General features: G+C 69.3%; 18 protein-coding genes. 10 read left to right on the top strand and 8 right to left on the bottom strand.

Annotated features, from left to right (window positions below; all coding sequences use genetic code 11):
* Window positions 1-219: 219 nt before the first annotated feature.
* Window positions 220-891 carry a DUF1524 domain-containing protein gene (locus AB0C04_RS21030; RefSeq protein ID WP_357057093.1) on the top strand — a complete coding sequence of 224 codons (672 nt, stop codon included), beginning with the start codon at window positions 220-222 and terminating at the stop codon, window positions 889-891.
* Window positions 892-1,207: 316 nt separating this feature from the next.
* Here AB0C04_RS21030 and AB0C04_RS21025 read toward each other — a convergent pair whose 3' ends face one another.
* The 4 genes from AB0C04_RS21025 to AB0C04_RS21010 form a co-directional block, all read right to left on the bottom strand.
* Window positions 1,208-1,450, bottom strand: a complete 243-nt coding sequence (locus AB0C04_RS21025; RefSeq protein WP_357057091.1) for a hypothetical protein — start codon at window positions 1,448-1,450, stop codon at window positions 1,208-1,210.
* 385 nt (window positions 1,451-1,835) lie between these two features.
* Complete coding sequence (locus AB0C04_RS21020) at window positions 1,836-2,501, bottom strand: hypothetical protein (protein ID WP_357057089.1); 666 nt, start codon at window positions 2,499-2,501, stop codon at window positions 1,836-1,838.
* A 312-nt stretch (window positions 2,502-2,813) separates the two neighbouring features.
* Window positions 2,814-3,161: an Lsr2 family protein gene (locus AB0C04_RS21015; protein ID WP_357057087.1), complete on the bottom strand. Its 348-nt coding sequence runs from the start codon at window positions 3,159-3,161 to the stop codon at window positions 2,814-2,816.
* Window positions 3,162-4,011: 850 nt separating this feature from the next.
* Window positions 4,012-4,209: a hypothetical protein gene (locus tag AB0C04_RS21010; protein WP_357057085.1), complete on the bottom strand. Its 198-nt coding sequence runs from the start codon at window positions 4,207-4,209 to the stop codon at window positions 4,012-4,014.
* A 171-nt stretch (window positions 4,210-4,380) separates the two neighbouring features.
* Between AB0C04_RS21010 and AB0C04_RS21005 the strand changes: the two genes are divergently transcribed.
* On the top strand, window positions 4,381-6,288 hold the full coding sequence (locus tag AB0C04_RS21005) for an Hsp70 family protein (RefSeq protein ID WP_357057083.1): 1,908 nt from the start codon (window positions 4,381-4,383) through the stop codon (window positions 6,286-6,288).
* 1 nt (window position 6,289) lies between these two features.
* Window positions 6,290-8,395, top strand: a complete 2,106-nt coding sequence (locus AB0C04_RS21000) for a hypothetical protein (RefSeq protein ID WP_357057081.1) — start codon at window positions 6,290-6,292, stop codon at window positions 8,393-8,395.
* Between the two features lie 103 nt (window positions 8,396-8,498).
* Here the strand turns inward: AB0C04_RS21000 and AB0C04_RS20995 are convergent, their stop codons facing one another.
* Window positions 8,499-11,117: a right-handed parallel beta-helix repeat-containing protein gene (locus tag AB0C04_RS20995; protein WP_357057080.1), complete on the bottom strand. Its 2,619-nt coding sequence runs from the start codon at window positions 11,115-11,117 to the stop codon at window positions 8,499-8,501.
* Window positions 11,118-11,775: 658 nt separating this feature from the next.
* Between AB0C04_RS20995 and AB0C04_RS20990 the strand changes: the two genes are divergently transcribed.
* The 6 genes from AB0C04_RS20990 to AB0C04_RS20965 all read left to right on the top strand — a co-directional run bounded on the left by AB0C04_RS20990 (window position 11,776) and on the right by AB0C04_RS20965 (window position 18,321).
* Window positions 11,776-14,655, top strand: a complete 2,880-nt coding sequence (locus tag AB0C04_RS20990; RefSeq protein WP_357057078.1) for a BTAD domain-containing putative transcriptional regulator — start codon at window positions 11,776-11,778, stop codon at window positions 14,653-14,655.
* A 53-nt stretch (window positions 14,656-14,708) separates the two neighbouring features.
* Window positions 14,709-15,569, top strand: a complete 861-nt coding sequence (locus AB0C04_RS20985) for a DUF2637 domain-containing protein (protein WP_357057291.1) — start codon at window positions 14,709-14,711, stop codon at window positions 15,567-15,569.
* A 345-nt stretch (window positions 15,570-15,914) separates the two neighbouring features.
* Window positions 15,915-16,583 (top strand): DUF3558 family protein, encoded by a 669-nt coding sequence (locus AB0C04_RS20980; RefSeq protein ID WP_357057076.1) that lies wholly within the window; start codon window positions 15,915-15,917, stop codon window positions 16,581-16,583.
* A gap of 200 nt (window positions 16,584-16,783) precedes the next feature.
* Window positions 16,784-17,041, top strand: coding sequence for a hypothetical protein (locus AB0C04_RS20975; protein ID WP_357057074.1), 258 nt, complete (start codon window positions 16,784-16,786; stop codon window positions 17,039-17,041).
* A 528-nt stretch (window positions 17,042-17,569) separates the two neighbouring features.
* Window positions 17,570-17,911, top strand: coding sequence for a hypothetical protein (locus AB0C04_RS20970; protein WP_357057072.1), 342 nt, complete (start codon window positions 17,570-17,572; stop codon window positions 17,909-17,911).
* Between the two features lie 14 nt (window positions 17,912-17,925).
* Window positions 17,926-18,321, top strand: coding sequence for a hypothetical protein (locus AB0C04_RS20965; RefSeq protein ID WP_357057070.1), 396 nt, complete (start codon window positions 17,926-17,928; stop codon window positions 18,319-18,321).
* Here AB0C04_RS20965 and AB0C04_RS20960 read toward each other — a convergent pair.
* Window positions 18,304-18,468: a hypothetical protein gene (locus AB0C04_RS20960; RefSeq protein WP_357057068.1), complete on the bottom strand. Its 165-nt coding sequence runs from the start codon at window positions 18,466-18,468 to the stop codon at window positions 18,304-18,306. The genes AB0C04_RS20965 and AB0C04_RS20960 overlap by 18 nt on opposite strands.
* A 14-nt stretch (window positions 18,469-18,482) precedes the next feature.
* Here AB0C04_RS20960 and AB0C04_RS20955 point away from each other — a divergent pair, with 14 nt between their 5' ends.
* Complete coding sequence (locus AB0C04_RS20955) at window positions 18,483-18,869, top strand: hypothetical protein (RefSeq protein WP_357057066.1); 387 nt, start codon at window positions 18,483-18,485, stop codon at window positions 18,867-18,869.
* Window positions 18,870-19,180: 311 nt separating this feature from the next.
* On the opposite strand, the gene AB0C04_RS20950 is transcribed toward AB0C04_RS20955, so the two are convergent.
* Together AB0C04_RS20950 and AB0C04_RS20945 are read right to left on the bottom strand one after the other, a co-directional pair.
* On the bottom strand, window positions 19,181-19,570 hold the full coding sequence (locus AB0C04_RS20950) for a hypothetical protein (protein ID WP_357057062.1): 390 nt from the start codon (window positions 19,568-19,570) through the stop codon (window positions 19,181-19,183).
* A 199-nt stretch (window positions 19,571-19,769) separates the two neighbouring features.
* Complete coding sequence (locus AB0C04_RS20945) at window positions 19,770-20,363, bottom strand: hypothetical protein (RefSeq protein WP_357057060.1); 594 nt, start codon at window positions 20,361-20,363, stop codon at window positions 19,770-19,772.
* Window positions 20,364-20,368: the final 5 nt, after the last annotated feature.

The raw sequence follows: 20,368 nt of genomic DNA, 5'->3' as shown, positions 1-20,368 counted from the left end.
CCGGTGTGAGACAGGGCGTCCCAACCGGGGCAAGGCGACAATCGGCGATCGGGATCGCGGAACGAGGCCCGGGCGGCCCGTCCTATCCGCAGCCACTGCATCGTGGCCGGCGAGCTCGAATCTTCGTGACACCGTCTCGGCCTCTTCCCAAAGATGCACCTCGATAGACATGATCCTTGGAGACGGTCGCTGTCCACCGCGGTTGCAAGGAGGCCTACCATGCGCATGACCCGACGAATCACCCAAGCCTCGACCCGACGCCATGCTGCCGCGACGGTCGCTGCGGCTGTCACTGGCGCTTGCCTCGCTCTGGTCGCCGCCGGACCCGCCTCGGCTTCGCCGCCCGGCATCCCGTCGAAGGCGACCGCACAGTCGCAGCTCAACGCGCTGACCGTCGCCTCGCAGGGCTCGACGAGTGGCTACTCGCGGGACCTGTTCCCACACTGGATCACCGTCAGCGGCAGCTGCAACACCCGCGAGCAGGTCCTCAAGCGCGACGGCACCTCGGTCGTGGTCGACAGCTCCTGCGCGGCGACCTCCGGCCGCTGGTACAGCCCCTACGACGGCGCCACCTGGACCGCCGCCTCCGACGTCGACATCGACCACGTCGTGCCCCTGGCCGAGGCCTGGCGCTCGGGCGCCAACTCCTGGACCACCAGCCGCCGGCAGAGCTTCGCCAACGACCTCACCCGCCCGCAGCTGATCGCGGTGACCGACAACGTGAACCAGTCCAAGGGGGACCAGGACCCGTCGACGTGGCAGCCATCGCTGTCGTCGTACCGGTGCACCTACAGCAAGATGTGGATCACCGTGAAGTACAACTGGAGCCTGACCCTGCAGTCCTCGGAGAAGTCCGCCCTACAGAGCATGCTCAACACCTGCAGCTCCTGACCGCCACCGTTCCCGCCCGACCGGCGTTCGCCTTCCGGTGGACCGCTCCATCGGCTCCGGAACGTCAGTTGGGCGGGACCGGCAGCGTCACTGTTCTGCCTCGGCCGGGGCGTCGCCGTCGTCCGCTGCGTGCAGACGCTGGAGTCGTGGCGGTGTCTCAGCTTCCCTCTCGCGCTCCTACCGCAGCGCCAGGCCCGCGTCGCTTTCCCTCGCGGCTGACGATCGCCTTCCTCGCCGCGGGTGCCAGCCGGCGCCGGGCGACAGTGTCTCGCGCATCCTCCCGACGCTGCGCGGCACGGCACCACGGGCGGCGCGGTCAGGGGCACGGGTGCTCACCGTGCTCAAGGACTCCGGCATAGTGGTAGGTCGGCAACTCGTCGGTGGAGGCGAGAATGTACCGATGCTGCACGTCCGGGCTCGGGCGATCATCGGCACCGATGTAGACGCCGGTCTGCGGCATCACCAGTATCGCGGGCAGCTGCCCTGAGGCGTCGAGTTCGATTGGTGTGATGCGGCCGTCGGCGGGGCCGCCCAGGATCCACGACTCGATGGCGGGCATTAGCGAGCACGCACTACGGTGAGCGCTGTCAGTAACCCGGCCGTGGCGGTAATCAGGCTTGCCATGGCGGCGACCGCGCCGGTTAGGCCAGCCAGGTATTCCAGGCGCGTCGGCCGATGCTGCTGCCGCGGTCTCCGACCCTGCCTGACCATCTCGAGCCCCCTCCTAGCCGTCCGCCGGTACCCGCATACCTCAGCAGACTCCATGTACGGTCGGCCATCCCGCGGGCCGCGCCTGTGGATAAGGGTGACCCCTGTGGACATCCCTACGATCATGATCCGGCTGAGGTAGGGCGGGATTCCGGTCGTCCCTGCCCTCGATCAGTGCGGCGGGACCGAGCTGGGTCACCCGAGATTGCGTCGATCAATGACAGGAACTGCTGGGCTTAGCTGGTTTGCCGACGGCGCAGCGTACGAATCCAGCCTTGGGCGGTGTGCCGGGGCACGTCGTAATGATCGGCAACGCCCGCGACGCTGCCCGCCTGCTGGTAGACCGACTCCAAGTCACTCGGTGAGCGCCGGTAACTACGTCCCTTGCCGGTGGACGCCTCGTCCTTCGCGGTTTGCTTGGATTTCCGGGTCGTGTTGGTGGCCTTGGCGACCGCTGTGGCTTTCCGCGTGCCCGTGCGGGTCGCGCGGGTGGCTGGCGCTTTCGCCCGTGACGTCTGCCTCGGGACGGCGACTTCAGTCGTGTCGTTCTTCGCGGGGATGGGCGTTGCCAGCTCATCAGCGACGGAGGTGGCGGTGTGGGCAGCCTCCGCAGGTTGAGAGTCGGGGACGGACTTCTCATCGCCCTTCGGATCGGTCGCGTCGTCGGCGGCGGGGGAAGGCGACACGGTTATCGCCTGCTGCCCGCCAACGGCAGGCGTGACAGCCTTCAGCAGGAGATCCAGGTCGACCGTGGGAATCTGGCCCGGGGTCAGCCCGTCCCCGTCACCGGCGCGTACCAGCAGTTCGCTGATGCGTGCGGTCGTTCCGTTCAGCTCGACGGTCAGTGTGGTGGTCGCTCGGCTGGGATCGTCTGAGGCGATGGTGATGGTGTACGAACTCATGGCTAAAACCTCCAGGGTGAACCAGGGCCTCTGTCGTCTTTCACGCCTAAGGTGCGCGACGAGGACTCGGGCCTTAATTTAAGGCATTCCCGATCGGGACGAGAAGCTATCGGATATCCGTGCGCAGACCGCTAGGCGCATCTGCCCGGACTGTTCGCCGGGCTGGCCCGCAGTAGGGGGTGCCGATCGCATTCGAGGGCCAGCCGCCGTGAGTGTCAGCAAAGCCCGGCGCCGTTCGACGACCCAGTCCGCACCCGTATCGTGCCGGAACCGCGCTGGCCGCGCGGCGCGCCTCACGTTGACACAGGTTGATCAGCTGTTCTTGTAAGCCTCGACGACCGACAGCGGGATGCGACCTCTGTCGGAGATCTCGTAGCCGTTCTTCGCCGCCCATTCTCGGATGGCCTGGTTCTGGCCTCGGTCCGAGCGGGTAGCCGTTGAACGTCCACCCCGCCGGTCGGCGCTGCGGCTGTCCGTGCCGTCGCGCCCTATACGACGGCCCGCGCTGATGTACACATCCAAGGCCTTACGCAGCTCCCCAGCATGCTGATCGGACAAGTCGATGGCGTATCGCACGCCGTCGAGGCTGAACTCAACGGTTCGGTCGGCCGCGCCGCCATCCAAATCGTCCGTCAATACAATGATTACTTTGCGAGCCACGGTAGTTACTCCTTGGATTGGTGTCAGCGGACGTTTGCCCTGTCGCTGGACTAAGAGTAGTCAGACGAACTTGTCGACACGAGATCGGTCTCGCCCAAGACGTCCGGATGGACCGGCGACGGCGGCGACAACGGGGCCGCCGCGTGCCAGGCGTGGTCCGACGCTGCGGTGTATTTCCACCACTTAGCCTTGTCGACGCCCCATGGCCCAGCTGAAATGCACACTTCGCGAGTTGGCCCAGGACGCCGTGAAGGTCATGCGTCGCGTCCGGCAACAAACCTGATCGCCGTTAGGACCACGAGAAAACAGCAGCCAAAAGAACAGCCACCAGTCAGTAGGGCCTCACCGAGGTTGCGCTCGGTGGCCCAAACGATCCAACCTGTGATGGTTGCAGCCAGACCGCCCGACAGGGTAGCGATGGCCAGGCACAACAGCCGGGTCAGCGCGCTAGTCTCCATAACTCACCTCCACTCCGAACTGGACGTCCGCCCACCACGCTTGAAGCCCGCGCGGGAACTTCTCGGGCGGCGTCGGTTGCCGGTCAGCGCGTCGAGCAACATCGGTGCAAGGGTCAGATCATTGAGCGCGAGATACTGCCATCGCTTGTGCATCTGACCCTTGTCGTCAATGGGCCGCTCCATGAACATCTTCGGCTTTGCTTAGAGCCGTGTCGTTGACTACGCCTGCCAGGGAGTTGACTCTGCGTGCCACGGCACGGGGCGCGCGATGAGGACGTGCGGAGAGAACTCGCCTGACGCCGATCCACGGATCGGCGGCTGGCAACGCAGGCCAGCAGAGTCTCATCGTGTGCCTGGGCCGGTTGACGGTGCTTCGGCGTCCGCCTATGGGCCTATTCGCAGCGGTCCTCTGAACCGCGTCCGTACGGCTCGCAACAGTCGGGCCGGTGTTGGTACACACGCAGGTCTCGGCCGCGGGAGCGCCCGATGCCGGATGTGCGTTCATACAGGCACGCGCCCCAGACCACGGTTTCACCGCCGCCCTCGACGATCTGCCCGTCGCCTGGCCCGCCGCGCAACAACACCTCCACTCGCCAAGGCGTATCACGCGGACCTGGTTCGTGTCCGCGAGGCAGCGGAAGTAGGGCCCGAAGGCGCGACGGCAAAGCCCTCTGCAGGCGGGGGTCGCCCGCTTCCTCTTCGCCGCTCCTGTCCGTAGTGGTGAGATGACGTGAACGTGATCCTCATGTTTGACTATGCGTATGCAGGCGGGGGAGGCGCGGCTGGCGATCGACTGCGGCAATGCCAGCACCATCGGTGTCCTCGCCTGGCCCGACGGCAACTCGTCAACGCTGTCCTTCGACGGGGCGCCGCACCTGCCCAGCGCTGTCCACCTCTCCGCGGATGGTGAGGTGCGGACGGGACAGCGGGCCTGGCAGGCCGCGGCAGAACACCCGGAGCGGTTCATCCCGCACCCGCGCCGGCCAGCCGATGACCAGCTCACCATCGACGGAACGTCCGTCGACGGGGTTGACCTGGTGGCCGCGACGCTGCGCCGCGTCGGGACCGAGGCCGAGCGTGTAGCTGGTGGTCCGGTACGGGATGTGCGGCTGGTGGTGCCGGCGGGGTGGGGACCGCGGCGGCGCACCTGGTTGCGGCAGGTCGCGCACCGGGCCGGGTTGTCGCAGCCGCGTCTGGTGGAGGCCCCGGTCGCTGTCGCCGAGCATCTCTTGGCCACTGGCCTGCAGCTACAGGTCGGGTCGTTCATCGCCGTCTGCGACGTCGGCGCGGGCGCCGAAGTCACCGTGCTGCGCCGCGGGCCCGCCGGGTTCGAGGTCCTCGCGACCCTCGCCGATCCGGACGTCGGCGGCATCGCGATCGATCACGCGCTAGCTGCTTCCCTCACCGGTGATGTCGGCCTGGCCGATGACGACGACGCCGGGCGGTGGATGGTGGCGGCCAGCGTCCAGGCCGCCAAGGAGGCCCTGGCCCAGCATCCGGCGGTCACCGTGCCACTGGCCGACCGCCCGCCGGTGATCATGAACGGTGCGATGCTCGACGAGGCCGCCCGCCCGGTACTGCAGCGCGTGGCCCAGTTGACCAGCGAGGCCATCGCCGCGGCCGAGATCAGCACCAACGACCTCGCCGGCGTCTACTGCGTGGGCGGCACCGCCCACCTACCGCAGCTCCAAACGCTCATCACCGAGCACATCGGCCTCACGCCGACAGCGGTCACTGAGCCCGCGCTTGCCGCCGCGCGCGGCGCCGCGGACGCCGGAGCCGCCAACCCTGCGGCCGCCCATGTCGAAGTGCCGGTGCCGCCGGTGCGGCGGGCTGTCGCCATCGCCGTGCCCGGCTTCGCGTCCCTGGCCCTGATCTGGCAGTGCCTCATGACTGCGGAGCAGCACAGCGCCATGAGCGTGCACTACTGGGTGACCCTGAACTGGGGTGAGCTCACCATGGCCGCCGTGTTTGCCCTCCTGGCATGCCTCGGTGCGGGCACTATCCTCGGCTCGCTCGTCGCCGCCCATAGCCCCACCCCCGACACCCGCTCCGAGGGCGGAAAGGTCAGCGTCGGCATCCTCACCGCCGTCTCCCTCGGCCTCGCGATCGCGGGCCTCTACGCGGTGGTCGCCAGCCAATACCTGGGCCAGCCGGTGGGCGCGTACCTCAGATGGGCCCTCTGGCCGATCACCCCGACCGTGCTGATGGCCGCCGCCATCGCGGTCGTTGCCGCCCGACAATGGCGCGCACCCCACGGCGGCTGGTCGGCGCTGCTGGCCCCGCCGACCGGCTCCATCACCGCCGCGGCCCTCGGCATGGCGATGATCCAGTACTCCCTGACCGCCGACCGGTGGCCGCATCTGGTGCTGTGGATCGACATCGCCGGCCGCGTCGGCGGTCTGCTCTTGGGCGTGGGGGTGGTTATGGCGCTGGTGACACCGCTGGTGTTCCGCCTCATCCTCGCCGCACCCCTCGCCGTGATCACCGCCGCGATCGTCAGTCGGCAGTCGGCCGGCACCCTCGGCGTCATCTACGCCCTCGCTATCGCCGTGTGGTGGGCCGCTCGGCTGTGGACGCGCGTCGTCCGCCCTGCCCAGACCCGGCCTGCGGGGGAGCCCTCTACAGCACGGTGGGGTGTTGCCGCCCCGCCGGGCGGGGGAGGCTGAGGTGCGCTGGCCGCGGCAGGCGATGTGGCTGCTGTTCGTCCTCCTGCTTCTGGTCGGCCCGCCGGCGATTCTGGTGTCCCTGGTGGGCTCGCCTGTATCCGGGTGGCCGAGTGGGGAGCAGGTTCGGGCGTGGGTGCAGCAGCCCTTGACCGAGCAGACCCTGGCTGTCGCACTGACCGCCGGGGCTTGGCTGGTGTGGCTGGTGCTGGCCTACACGGTCACCGTTCGGGTCCTGGCCCGCCTGCGCGCGAGCGTGGCCTGGTTGCGGCGCCTGCCGCTACCCACGCCGATGCAGGCCACGGCCAGCGGGATGGCCGGCGCTGCCGTGTTCGGGGTCAGCGCCAACACCGCCACCACAGCGCCGCCGCAACCGCCTTTGCCCGTGACCGTCGCGCCCCTCGACAACTCCCTGTCCGCCGCGTCTTTCGACAACGACGGCGGGATCCTGAGCGGCGACGGAGTCACCGTGAACGGTGGCTGGCTGCCCCGCGACACCGCCGAGCAGGTCGCCGCCGCCGCGGCCCTGGTCTGGCTGCGCCGCCGCCGCGCCTACCAACCTCGTTCATCTGGCCCGCTCGGACGCGACGATCAGGACCTGACACCGCTGCCCACGACCGCCGCCGCGGTGCAGGCAGCCCTCGCTGATCACCCGTCGCCACCGGAAGCCGCCGGCGCCACCCCCTCTCCGGCGTCGCCAGCCGCGGGCTGGTTGCCCGCCAGCCTCGCCGTGCTTCCCGCCGCGGGGCTGGGGCTCACCGGCCCCGGCGCCCTGGCCGCGGGCAGGGGCCTGCTGGTCACCGGGCTGCTGGCCGGGCAACACCATCCGACGGTGCCGCTGGTCATCACCAGGACAGCCCTGACCAGCCTGCTCGGCTCCGCCGAGACGCTCGGCCGGCGCCTGCCTCGGCTGACCGTCGTGGGCAGCATCGACGAGGCGGTCCAGTCCCTCCAGATGCGGCCCGACGACGGTGCGGACGCCGCAGCGGATGAGCCACAGCGGCAGACCGACGAGACGACCGTTGCCGCTCATCCCGCTCCTGTCGTGATCGTCGAGCACTGCGCCGAGCTTGGCCGCGTGGAACGCCTGACGGGCGTGACGGCTGCCGGAGCAGGCACCGTGGTGGTGCTGGGAGGATGGGCGGCCGGTCCGACGTGGCAGGTTGACCCCGCTGGGTACACCCACGACCCGCGTCGACCCGGTTGGGCCGGACCGCGGCTGTGTGTCCTCGACGTCGTGGCGGCCACCGATCTGCTCACCGTGATCGCCTACACCAATCCGCCACTCGACAGCCCCGCCGCAGATTCGCTATCGGACGCCGTCGCGCCGGCGGGGCGGCGGGTGCCGCGGCAATCGACCCGACGAAACCACCCGCCGGCCAGGGGGCCGGGCCGGCGGCTGGAGTTGCGGGTCCTGGGCGAGCCGACCCTGCTCGTCGACGGTGAGCCGCTGGCCATCCGCCGAAGCGCGGCCGTGCAGGTCCTGGTCTTCCTCGCCGCCCACCCCGACGGGGCAGGCGCCGCGGACCTGATCACCGCCATCTGGCCGGGTCTGCCCCCACACTCGGTGACGGGCCGGCTCTACACCACATTGAGCGAGCTGCGCCGCCACGTCCAGGCGGCCTGCGGCCTGAGCCTCCTCGAGCACACCGACGAGCGCTATCGCCTCAACCCCGCCCAGGTGGACGTTGACCTGTGGCGACTCCACGCCGCTGTCCGGCACGCCGCTACCGCCGTCACCAGCACCGCCGTCGCCTGGGAGGCCGTCATCGACGCCTACCCCGACACTCTCGCCGCCGGCCGCACCTGGGCCTGGCTCGACCCCATGCGAGAGACCGTGCGCCGGCACGTCATCGACGCGCACGTCGCCGCCGCTGCCGCTGAACCCGATCCCTGCCGCGCCTTGGACCTGCTGCAAGGTGGCATCCGCGTCGACCCGTACAACGCCGACCTGCAGGCTCGCGTGGTGAGCGCCCTCGCGGCCCTCGGCGATCACGACGCGGCCGGAAACCTGCACGACAGCTACACCCGCCGTCTCGCCGAGGCGGGCCTCGACGTCGACGAGAAAGCGCGCCACAAGATGGGCAGGACCAGCGCCATTGGCCGGTAACCGCACCGTCTACCACCGGTCCGGTAGATGACCGGCCGCCCGAGTGCGGACGCTCTCACCGCTTGACACTCCGCCGCGGAGCGGGTGCCCTGCTCTGGCGGTGTCAGGATCCAGCGGCGATGAAGTATCCGGCTTGGTCGACGATGACGTGGGTGCTACCCGAGCTGTTGTTGTGCAGCGCGATCCTGGCGCCGGTGGTCTTGACGACGGTGAGGTTCGACGCGGTCTCTCCGGCGAGGAAGTTGACGTTCGAGGCTGTCGGCCGGGGCTCACGGTCCGGGTAAGCGGTTAGCACCCCAGCCGCGGTGGGTCCGGTGATCGTCAGGTTCGCGACCAGTGCGCTGGGCAACGGGCAGTTGGTGTTGCAACGGATGCCAGACACGATGTAGTTGGCGCTGACGGCGGCTGCTTCTTGCTTCGCGAGGGGGCCGGCGGTGCGGCCGATCAGCCCGGTGCCCGTCCGACTGTCCGCGAGGCGGAACGGACCGAATGGCACGTAACTTTGGGTGGCGCCGGAGGCGGCCGCGCCGAAGTAGCCGGCCAGGTCGACGACCACGTCTGTGGTGCCCGCGCTGGCGTTGCGGATGAGCAACTTGCCCCCGACCACCGGAACGATCACCAGGTTGGGCACCGTCTGGCCGGCGACGAAGTTCAGGTTGGAGGCGACCGGCAGCGCGGTGCCATCCGGGTAGAGCTTGAGAACTCCGCTGGTTGTCGGGCGGGTGACGGTGACGTTGAGGATCGCCGCGGTCGCGTCGGCGGGCAGGGTGCTCGACAGGTCGAGGCGATGGTCGGCGTTGGCGGTGATCGCGCCCGCGGCGACGGCACGGGTGTCCAGAACCCGGGTCGGAGACAGGGATTTCAGGCCGGAGCCCAGCCGGCTGTAGAAGCCTTGCAGGTCCGCGATCAGATGAACGGTCCCGCTGCCGCTGTTGCTGAATCGGATCTTGCCGTTGGTCATCGGCACGGTGACCAGATTCGGCACAGTCTCCTTCGCCACGAAGTTGACGTTCGACGCGATCGGTTGCACCCGATCCTCGGGGAACACGGTGATGAAGCCGGCGGCGCTGGGCTGGGTGACGGTCACGTTGAGCACGACAGCGCTGATGTCGGCGGCGGGCACCTGTCCGATGCTCGGGATCGGCAGCACAATCTCGGAGTTCGGGGCGACCGGGGTGGTGGTGGCGGTGCCGATCGCGGCGCGGGTATCCAGTAGCCGGGTCGGTGCCAGCGGCGTGTAGAGGGAACCCACGATGGTGCAGCTGCCGTACAAGCCGTATCCGGCCCGTGACCGGAAGCCGTCGAAGTTTGCCCAGATGTCCACGCACGCGGATCCGGCTCTGCGGTAGGAGTGCTGGGCCGTGGGGGTGTTGGTGACCCGCCAGAAACGCTCGTCGCTGAACCTGTACGCGAACGTGCCCACGTTCTGCTCGCGCGCCCAGGTGTGTTGGGGAGCGGCGATCGCCTCAACCGAGCTGCCACCAGGTGCGCGTCGGACGCTGTAGGTGCCAGCGGTGACCGGACCCTGCAGCTCCACCGCGCCCCGGTCGCGGTAGCCGCTGCCGGTGTTGGCGACGGTCGGGCTGTCAGTGGAGGGATTGCCGAGCATGTCGGTCGGTGGCAGCCCGGGCGCCGTCGCGTCCGCGGAGTCGATCGCAGGCGAGGCCGGGTTGGGCACATATCCGCCGCGTTCCGCGCCCGGGCCGGCCGGAATGAGTGGGTCGGCGGCGATGTCGTGGACGCCATGTCCGGTTGCCTGGCTGAACGACGACAGCGCCCAGAAACCAGTGCCGCCCCACGAGTAGAGCGCGCCGCCGGTGATCGGGTCGATGAGGTTGTAGTCGGCCGTCGTCTGCGCGGTTGACTCCGCCGACACGGACACAGCTGTCGCGTTCTCCGGCGTCGCGCAGGGGCGGCGTCCGATGTTGGTCCGAACGATGTTGTTCCGAATCGACGCGCCCGCCGAGGCGCCGACGAGGTCGATGCCACGGCTGCAGTAGCTCAGGATGGTGTTGCCCGACACGACGGCGCCCGGCGCGTCGCGGACGAGGACACCACCAAACAAAATCTGGTTCGCGGTCACCACGGCGTTGCTGACGCCGGCGTCGATGATGACAGTCGGCCCGGTAATACTGGCGAGGTAGCTGCGGCTGATCGTGACGGCGGTGGAGCCCCCGGTGACCCGGACCTCGCTGGAGCCCTCCGAGCGGATGGCGGCGAGGCTATCCGCGGTGATCCGGTCCGATCCGTCGATCAGCACGGTTTCATGCCCGGGCGCGGCACCCGCGGTGAAGCCCTCGATGACCACGTCATGGACGTGCGAGAGCGAGAAGATGTTCCCGGAAACGGTAGGCACGCTGGTGTAGTTGCCGACGCGGACAATCCCGTCCGGGCTGTTCACAGCCCGGAAGGTGATCGGCGCGGACTCCGTGCCTGAGCGGGTGATCGACACGGTCTCGGGGTAATCGCCGGGCTGCACCAGCACCGTCTGGCCGGCCACGGCCACGGCCGCAGCGGCGGAGATGGTGCAGTACGGCGAATCAGGGGACCCATCTGCGTTGGCCGTGCAGTGGTCCTTGCTGACGTATACCTCGGCCCCCGCAGTGGCGGCCACGGCGGTGGCGTCCGAGGTCGGCGCCGCCGCCACCGGGGCTGCCTGCACCAGACCTGCCGCAGCAAGCAGAGGCACGATCGCGAGCAGTGACCACCAACGCTTGTTCATCCCGGCCCCCGTGCCAGATCGATCATGCTTCGGCCGGAGCGTACAGCAGCCCACGTCGGCACCGGCAGCGTCGAGTCGGCCAAATCAGCAACGAGGGCGGAACGGCTGAACCACTGCGACCGCGAGTGCGGCGGACTCGACGGCCGGCACATAGCCGCCGCCGAGGCAGTCACCTCTCGAGCTCATCAATCAATTGATCATCATGGACGGCGCGGCCGTTCGTCATCTGCCTGCCGTGATGCCGCGGCTGGCATTGCGCATGAGCCCACACGCTCTGGCTGTGGTCGGCCGGGCCCCACAGCGCGACCCGTAGCCAGCCCCTGTCAGACACCGCACCCCCGCTGATCTGCCGGTGTGAGGTCATGTGAGGCGGTGTGAGGTGCTGTAAGACCTCACCGCGCTCCGCAGCCGCATCAACGGCCGTAGCGTCACGGCACTACCCGCCCAGTGCCCTGCAGGCGTCCGCTCGCCCGGGCAGCGGGCTACGCCAGCTGCGGGCGAAGGAGGCCAGATGACATCCCGAGCAGCTCTCGTCGCCGCGATCGCCACATCCGTACTGTGCACGGCCGCCGGGCCCGTCGTCATCGCCGCCACTGGAGCGTGGACGCCCGAGCTCCCCTCACCGGCCGCCAGCGTCCGGCAATGGATAGCCCAACCGATGAGCACCGGCTTCGTCATCGCCTTGGCCGGCGCGGGCGCGGTGACGCTGTGGCTGCTGCTGATCACGACCGTCCTCGGGCGCGCCTACACCGCGCTGGCCCGCCGGCTGCGCTTCGCGCCCACATTCCGGCTTCCCGGCCCTGTCCAGGGCCTCACCGCGGCGCTGCTCGGCGCGACCGCCGTCGCGACCGTCACGGGCGCCACCGTGCACGCCAACCCAGCCACCACCACCGGCGGCAGCGATCAGCCGCCCGACACCGAGCCAGCTGCCGTACCCGCACCGCTGCGCGACCAGGCGCAGCGGGATACGCGATCAGCAGACGAAGCCCCCACCTACACCGTCGAACGCGGCGACAGCCTGTCGGAGATCGCCGAGCGGCGGCTCGGTGACGCCAACCGATGGCCGGAAATCTTCGACCTCAACCGCGGCACCCGCTTCGTCGACGTCGGTGGCACGCTGCGCAACCCGAACGTCATCCACCCCGGCTGGACACTCGACCTACCCGCCGACGCCGCCACACCGTCCAGGCAACGACCCCGACCGCCCACCGCGACGGCGCCGCCGAGCAGCAGCGGGTCCCACGCGGACCCATCGCCACGCATTCCCGACGCGACCACGTCCCGCCCGGCGCCACCGGCCACGTCGTCCGGCCCGCAGCACGCTTCGACCCCAGCCACGGACAACAGCCCCACCACCGTCGCCACCCCCACCACGACTACCGGCCGGGCCAGCCCCGCAGCAACAGACACCCGCCGCCTGAACGAACGGGCCTGCCGCGGTGTGTCGCTGCCCAGCGGCAGCTGGGTGGACCTTGGCCTGGCCCTGGCAGTCGCCGCCGCGGTCGCGCTGCTGTGGGCACACCGGCAACGCCGCTACATCCCCCGCGCACCGTCCACCCGACCTCGCCTCGACGAGGCAACCCTGGCCCCGATGCCACGCGTGGTCGATCAGATCCGACGCGGCCTACGCACCACCGCCGGCGTCCCCGAACCACAAGAACCCGCGCCACCGCAGCACGACACGAACCAGGATGACCTCGACGACGAGTATCAGTTCGCCAGCGGCGACAGGGAACTCGACGGCCAACAGCCGGACGACGACAATCCGCCGAACCTCGCCGGCAGCGGTGCGGCGGGCGACCCCCTGCCCGTGTCAGCGCTGGATGATCCGCTGTCGGTGCTCTGGCCCGCCGCGGGGTTGGGCCTCACCGGGCCCGGCGCGCACGCCGCCGCCCGGGGAGTCCTCACCGCCGCGCTCGCCACCGGCAATGTGGAGCAGCCGCAGGCACGCACCGGGGTGGTCATTTCCGCGACGACCGCAGCCACGCTGCTCGGCGCCGCGGCAGCGACCCTGCCCCGGACACCCCGGTTAACCATCACCACTAGCCTCGACGAGGCGCTGGACATCCTGGAAGCACAGACAATGCGGCGCACCCGCCTGCTCTACCGCCACGAAGTCGACAGCGTCGCCGACCTGCGCCGCACGGACCCGCACGGCGAACCCCTCCCGCCGCTCATCCTGATCGCCGAGACCGCCAGCCGCCACGAACGCGCCCGCGTTGCCGCCCTGCTCGCCCAGGGGCAACGTCTCGACATCCGCGGGGTGCTGCTAGGCGACTGGCCCGTCGGCAGGACCGTCACCGTCGCCGTCGACGGCGCCACCACCCGGGCCGGCGGTGAAGAAACCAGCGACAGCAGTTATCCCGTCAACATCGGCCGCGTCTCCGTCCTCGACCCCGCCGAAACCGCCGACCTGCTCGTCACGCTCGCCGAGGCCCACGCCGGGCAGCCACAAGTCGCCGGATCTTCCGAACGCGCGCCTCAAGCACCGGCCGAGGCGTCCGTCTCACCCGCCGGCACCGCCGACAGCCCACCCTCTTCCGGCGTCCCCACCGACCGGGACACGACAGCGGAGAACGACAGTCAGACCGACGACCCGAGGGGCGCCACCGCGACGACAGCGGACGACGTCGGCAGCACCGCCGCCGGTGCCCCGCCAGCCCCAGTCGCCGAGCCGCGCCACAGGTCAGGGAAGTCAGCTACAGCCAGCGGTGAAGCCGACGCGACAGCACGGCCAATGGGCAACGCGCACGACCGCGAGCCCGCGCCGCGCCCGCTGCGGGTGCGGGTGTTGGGCACACCCGGCGTCGTCGACGGCGACCCTCAGCGCACCCCGCGCGCCAAGTCCCTGGAACTGTTGGTGTACCTGGCGGCGCACGGCGGGGCGGCCTCGACGGAGGCGATCCTCGATGACCTGCTGCCCGACGCCCCCTCCAGCAAAGCCCCAGGCCGGCTCTACACCTACGTCTCCGGGCTACGCGCGTACTTGCGCCACAACGGCGGACCCGGCACCTACGTCAGCCACCCCGACCACCGCTACCTACTCCACCCTGACACCCTCGACATCGACCTGTGGCGCATGCGGACCGCGATCCGGGAAGCCGAACAAGCAACCGACCCGCAAACCCGCGCCGCCGCGCTGCGCCGCGCCGTCAACGCCTACACCGGTCCCCTAGCCGACGGCTGCGACTACGAATGGATCGAGCCCTACCGCGAAGCCGTCCGCCGGGACGCCCTCGACGCGCACCTCGCCCTCGCCGACGCCCTGGCCGACGAACCGGCGCAGCAGGTCGCCGTGCTCGACGCAGCCATCGCCCACCACCCGCACCACGAGGCCCCCTACCAGGCGGCGATGCGCGCCCGCGCAGAGCTGGGGCAATCCGACGCGATCCGCGCGCTGCGCCGCACCCTGGCCCGCCGCCTCAACGAGATCGACGCCGAACCCGCCGACGACACCCTCACCCTGGCCGACCGCCTCATCACCGAGCTGCAACAACGCCGCGGCCGGCACCCTTCGGGCGACGGGAGCGCCGCATGAACTCGGACCCCCACACCACCAAGCCGGCCAGCGCGAAACCTCCGGCCATCACACTGACCGACACGCAACTGCGCCGGCTGCGATGGGCCGTGCGCGCCACCCTCACCCTCGGCGTCGCCGCGTCCGTGGCCGCGAACGTCCTGCACGCACGCCCGAACCCCATCAGCCAAATCATCGCCGCCTGGCCGCCCCTGGCGCTGATGCTCACCGTCGAGCTGATTTCTCGCGTTCCCCACCACCGCTGGTTCCTCGGTGCCATCCGCATCACCGCAGCCGCCATCATCGCCATCATCGCCGGCTGGGTGTCGTACTGGCATCTCGTCGGCGTCGCCGCCCGCTACGGCGAAACCGGCTACGGCGCTGCCTACCTCCTGCCCATCTCCGTCGACGGGCTCGTCATCGTTGCCAGCGTCAGCCTCGTCGAGATCACCGCCCGAATTCGAAGCGCCACACCCGCGACGGATTCGCCCTCCGCTGACCCGATCCCGACGCCCGATCCTCACCACGACGACCGAAAGAATCCGTGCGCCCCGGGCAGCCTGGCCACGAAAGCTACCGCTCCGGAAACGACCGCCACGCCAGAACGCACTACTCGGGCACGAACGCACGGCACCGATGACGTGGCGCGAGTAACGACGCCGGCGCGGAAAGCTGACGCCGTTCAGCCGCCAGCCGCGGACAAACAAGGCCCCGACCGGAACGAGCCGCCAGACGCGGCCGCGGCAGACGATGTGCCGACGGAGACCGCCGGTGCGGTGGCCCACTGGCGCCGTCGCGACCCCACCCTGCACCCGGCGGACATCGCCGCGCGGATCGGCAAGTCCGAGCGCACCGTCCGCCGCCACTGGTTGCCGCGGACCAAGAACGGAACACCGCACGCCAATGGGCACCTCGCCGGCAGTCCACCCCGCTGACACCTCTGCAGACCGGCGCCCGTCAGCGGCAGCCTCACACCCATCCAACCGGCCGCTCCGTCAGTCGGCCGAGGGCTGGCCGAGGACGCGATCCGTGATCAGTAGTGAGCGATGACCTGCGTGACAGGATGGCCGAGAATAGCGCCCACCTCAGCGAGCTCCTGCCAAGCTTCAGCTTCACGACTACGGCGGCCAGGACTGCGGCCACTCCACGCCGTGATGACGCGCACCGTTCTCGGCACGACAAGACGACACCGAACGCGCGGAATGCGGCAATTCCGGAAGGAGAACGTGTCGTCAGGATGGGGGGCCGTCAGCGGTCAGGCGGTCTGCCACACTTCCCCGGTGCGCGCTCTCATCATCATTGCCGCGAGCCTCGTGGTGCTCGCTGGATGTTCCACGGCGGACAAGCCACAGGCGTCCTCAGCATCTCCCAACCGTGAGCCGGAAATGTCCGCTCCCACCGCCTCGGCGAACGAGGGGCCAGGGTCCGATCTCTGTGAATTACTAAAGCCCGGAGAAGTAGAGCGGCTGCTCGGGGAGCCCGTCGGTGACGCGAAGCCCGGGATGGTGGGTGGCCTGCCAAACTGCCAGTGGGCGGCCTCCGATGGCCGCTTTGTCCAACTATCCGCAGCGGATGCGTCGTACTGGGCGCAATCGCTTCCGGAGGTACTCCGAGTACTCGAAGCATCGGGAGCACCCTTAGACTCCGAGAACGTCAGCAAGCTGCGCGCGGGTGCAGCCCTCATCGAAGCCGGACAGGACATCGACCCCGGCCAAGCTTGCTCCCTGTTCTCCCAGATGGTCGAGCTTCAGGGTCGGCCGCCGGGGACGTCGTGGATCGTGACCGTGTTGCCGACCCGGGACAACCCGCAAGCGGTCTCCGGCCAGATGTGCTCCGCCGGGCGCTTCACCTCGTTAATGGTCGCCGACACGTCCGGGCTGGACGAGCCACTACCCCTCGACTCAGTGACCGAGGCAACCAAGCTGGTCCATCGCCGAGGCCTTGGCTGACCCGCGCCGGTGCAGCTTGTTGAGATGGCCCCGCCGCCTGCGTCGCGCTGAGCTACTACCGATCGGACGCGCTGTCCTTCGAGGTCCACGGGGCCACTGAGGACGAGCGCGCCGCCCTGGCGGCGATCGACGCCCAGGCAGCATGGTCGCCGGCCGACTTCGAGGCCAGTATCGACGTTGACCTCGACGACGCAGGATCGGTGCGGCTGGTACGAAAGGAGCTCGCCCTGCTCGACGCCGACGCCCTCGATGCCGCCGCCGGATCCGAGGTGGGCCGGCGACTGTTGTGCGCGGTGGCGGCTCGGCTCAACCTCCGCGACTGGTCGGACACGCTGCCAGTCGCCGACGACTTCGTGGTGTACCCGGTCGACCTTGAGCTGGTCGACCTAGAGCGCAACCTGGCCGACTGCCTGCCGCCGGACCGGCTCGCCCGGCTACGCGAGCGCGGCCTGCTGTGACTGACCTCGGCCAGGCCCGACCTCCGCATCCGCACATCGGCTAGATCCGCTCGTGGTCGCGACCGCTCGGCGGCATGAGAGTTCGGGTCGAGTGGGCCGTTCTGGCACCATCGGGACCGTGGCGGACGCCAGCGCATCACCTCTCCCCGGTTACCGGCAGCCGGCCATTGCGTGGTTGTCGAGTACACGGACGAGCCTGAGCCCGGATCGCGCTTCCAGGCGGGGGCCGGCCTTCACGACCGAGACGGAGGCACAAAGCTGCTGGACCAGTTGGGTGGATCCCGGTTCTACGGAGAGATGTGGATCAACATGGTCCCTGTACATCAAACCGTCCAGGACTGGGAGTCGGATCGCTGAGTGCTGAGCGGCCGTACTCACGTCGACCGGGACGTCTATTCGGAGTCGGACATTGCTGGCCATGAACGAACGCCCGACCAGCGGCAGTGAGCGAACGTCTGCCCGGCCGGACCTTGCGATTGGCCTGAGGGGCTCTGCGATCATCGTCGTGCGGAGCATCGGAGGAAGATCGTGCTTACGGGTGCTGTAGAGATCTATGGCAACCATGCGGTGTTGCTCGTGGGGTCGACGGCCTGGCCGGAGGTCGATTGGAGCGATGGGCCTGTGGGTGCCGACCGCCGGCATGTGGCGATTCGCACCCGCGGTCAGATAGCTCATACGCGGGTGTCGATATGGCAGGACGCCATGCCGCTCGTGGGACATCTCGTCTTCGACGGGGAACTGGACCTCGACGACTACACGATCTTCGTGGGTGATATCGAACGGCTCGGGCGCTGGACCCAGCGGATCGGACAGACCGGTGTCCAGAGGGTGGTCGTTCGAGTCGACGATCCTGGAACGCGTCTCGCGTGAACGTGGGCCTCGCCATGAGCGAGGAGGCCTATGTCCAGGCGCTTCCGGCGCCGGGTGAAGCGGCTCTCTTCGAGGTACTCACATCGGAGCCGGACGGTATGTCACTGCCGAATGCCCGGGGCCTTGTGCTTGACGGCCACGAAGCACCGCATGCCCGTCTCTCCGCAGCCATCATGTTGCTCTCCCACCCGGATCCGGCGAAGCCGTGGCTTGAGCGCCACGAGACCCAAGGCACTGTCGAGTGGCTGAGGTGGCTCGGTATCGACTTGAGCCGGGCTAGAGCGGAAGAGATCGGCCTGGAGGTCCTGCGACTGGTGCGAGCTGCCCGCGAGGCGGATGCCAGCGGCAGCCCTATCCCGCCAGACATCGCGGACCATATCGCCAGTGGAGCCCTACGCGAGATCGACTGAGACCCGCACGTAGGCCAGCGAGAAACGTCCGCACATCGGCACGAGCGGACGGCAACCGGGCCAGCTCGGCGTGACGCTGCCTAGCGCGCGGATCGCGGCATGAGCGAACGTCCAGGGGGCGGCGATGGACTTGTCCTGCCTGTTCACCGATCATGAACCTTATGGAGGACCAGCAGGCGCCGCGGTCGGCCGAGGGTGAGGCGAAGGTCATCACGCTCTGCGGCTCGGCCAAGTTTGAGGCTGAGTTCGCGGAGGTCAACCAGCGGCTCACGATGGAAGGTTGCGTCGTGATCAGCCTCGGAATGTTCAGCCTCCCCGATCTGCCGGGCTACGACTGGACAGTCGACAGCTCGGATCTGAAGGGGCGGCTTGGCGGCGTGCACTTCCAAAAGATTCGCATGGCTGACGAGGTGTACATCGTGGATCCGTGCGGCTACTTAGGTGAGTCAACTCGACGGGAGATTGCCTACGCGGAGTCGCTCGGCAAGCCGGTTCGGTATCTGAGTCGCGAGCGCTTGGCGGGAACGGGAGACGGCCTCCAAGAGTGAGTCCGACCGGGCGGTCCGCTCATCGACAGTTCAGGATGTCGAGCTTCTCCAATCCCTGGATCGAGCGGCCATGGGAACGTTCAGCCAGGTGACCACCGACGGCACTCTTCGGCAGGACGCAGCTCTGCGCGTCGCGGGGTCGAGCCGGCGATGGGGACTTCGGGTAGTCATGGGCGGTCCGGCCGAAGGACCGCGTCGGCGGGGTCGCCGTGGATGAGAGTGGCCGACCAGCCGAGGCGTTCGATTATCTCGCTCTGACGGCCCGTGGAAGTTTTCCTTGACGCCTTCGGCCGGCGGGTACGGCATGCCAGTCACGGGTCACCTTCCTGGCACGGTCGGGCGTCGGGCTGGGGTGGCTGCGGCGGGTCGACCTCGATGAAGCCGAAGAGCCGTTCGATGAGTTGCAGGGCTTGGGTGTGGTAGCGGTCGGCGAAGCCGCGGCAGATCGCCGGTTTGGCGTTGGGGTGCTTGTAGTGCGGCAGTGTGTCGTGGCAGATGACGAAGGACTCTCGCTCGCGGGTTTCGGTGACGAGCTCACGGAGCCGTCCGGCGGTGAGGTGCATGCGATTGCCTGGGGCGAAGATGCAGGTGTCGCACTGCCGCGACAGCAGCCGTGACTTGCCGAGGAGCGGGTCACCGACGCTGAGGGGTTCGCGGGCGTCGGTCTCGTCAGGCTCGTCGGGTGGGTGTACAGGTTGCATGGTGTTGTCCTCTCGCGAAGCAGCGAGGGCCGTCATCGTTTGGCGGCGACCCTCGCTGGTGTTTCTGGATTGCGGTGGTGCGGTGGTGCACAGGCGTCCGAGGTGGGTGGTGACCCGGGAGGCAGTGTTCGGGTTGGGTTCTTTGGCGTCGCCAGTGGCGGCCTCGGGGGCGCCCCGAATGTTCGTCTGCTGCGAGCGGTCACACGGGCGGGGTGGGGGTGTGAACCGGGAGTAGGAGCCGGTCGACCGGTGGCCATCCGTCACCGGCGGGCTGCCAGACGTCGGCAGCGTCGATGCTCGGGAAGGGGCCGACGACGGCGAGGTGGGCGCGGTCACGGTCCAGCAAAGCCAGCGCGACACGGGTCGTATCGAGGGTGGCGGTGCGGGCTGCCGCCGCGATGTCGGAGGGAACAGCTATCCACTCGTCGCCGCTGATGTGCGCCTCGCCGGGGTCGTGAAGGGCCACGGGGGTGGTGGCGGCGATGTTGGCGTCGCGCATGGCCAGATGGGGGGCGTAGTCGGCGGTGGCGGCGCGGCCGGGTATCGGCCCGTGCAAGGTCAGGGCGGCCGTGGTGGTGACGGCGAGCAGCGCGTGAGGCCGACGGTCCTCAGCGCTGTCGAGCAGGGCGAAGGTGAACGCGTCGCGGCTGCCGATATCGATCAAAGTGATCATTGCTGGTCGGCCGGTGATGGCGCTGTCCCAGCTGACGACTTCGAAGTGCTCGCCGGCGAAGGTGAGGAACCGCTGGTAGGCGCGGTTACGGGTGTCGAAGGGGTATCCGGAGTCCGGCATGGCAG

The organism is Micromonospora sp. NPDC048909 (assembly GCF_040649635.1).
Taxonomy (GTDB): Bacteria; Actinomycetota; Actinomycetes; order Mycobacteriales; family Micromonosporaceae; genus Micromonospora.
This window is presented reverse-complemented; position numbering and strand designations above follow the sequence as displayed.

Excerpts from the sequence above, each read along its gene's own strand:
- AB0C04_RS21030 (WP_357057093.1), top strand. The coding sequence starts at position 220 with ATGCGCATGACCCGACGAATCACCCAAGCCTCGACCCGACGCCATGCT.
- AB0C04_RS21025 (WP_357057091.1), bottom strand. The coding sequence starts at position 1,450 with ATGCCCGCCATCGAGTCGTGGATCCTGGGCGGCCCCGCCGACGGCCGC.
- AB0C04_RS21020 (WP_357057089.1), bottom strand. The coding sequence starts at position 2,501 with ATGAGTTCGTACACCATCACCATCGCCTCAGACGATCCCAGCCGAGCG.
- AB0C04_RS21005 (WP_357057083.1), top strand. The coding sequence starts at position 4,381 with ATGCAGGCGGGGGAGGCGCGGCTGGCGATCGACTGCGGCAATGCCAGC.
- AB0C04_RS20995 (WP_357057080.1), bottom strand. The coding sequence starts at position 11,117 with ATGAACAAGCGTTGGTGGTCACTGCTCGCGATCGTGCCTCTGCTTGCT.
- AB0C04_RS20990 (WP_357057078.1), top strand. The coding sequence starts at position 11,776 with ATGAGCACCGGCTTCGTCATCGCCTTGGCCGGCGCGGGCGCGGTGACG.
- AB0C04_RS20965 (WP_357057070.1), top strand. The coding sequence starts at position 17,926 with ATGAGCGAGGAGGCCTATGTCCAGGCGCTTCCGGCGCCGGGTGAAGCG.
- AB0C04_RS20955 (WP_357057066.1), top strand. The coding sequence starts at position 18,483 with ATGGAGGACCAGCAGGCGCCGCGGTCGGCCGAGGGTGAGGCGAAGGTC.
- AB0C04_RS20950 (WP_357057062.1), bottom strand. The coding sequence starts at position 19,570 with ATGCAACCTGTACACCCACCCGACGAGCCTGACGAGACCGACGCCCGC.
- AB0C04_RS20945 (WP_357057060.1), bottom strand. The coding sequence starts at position 20,363 with ATGCCGGACTCCGGATACCCCTTCGACACCCGTAACCGCGCCTACCAG.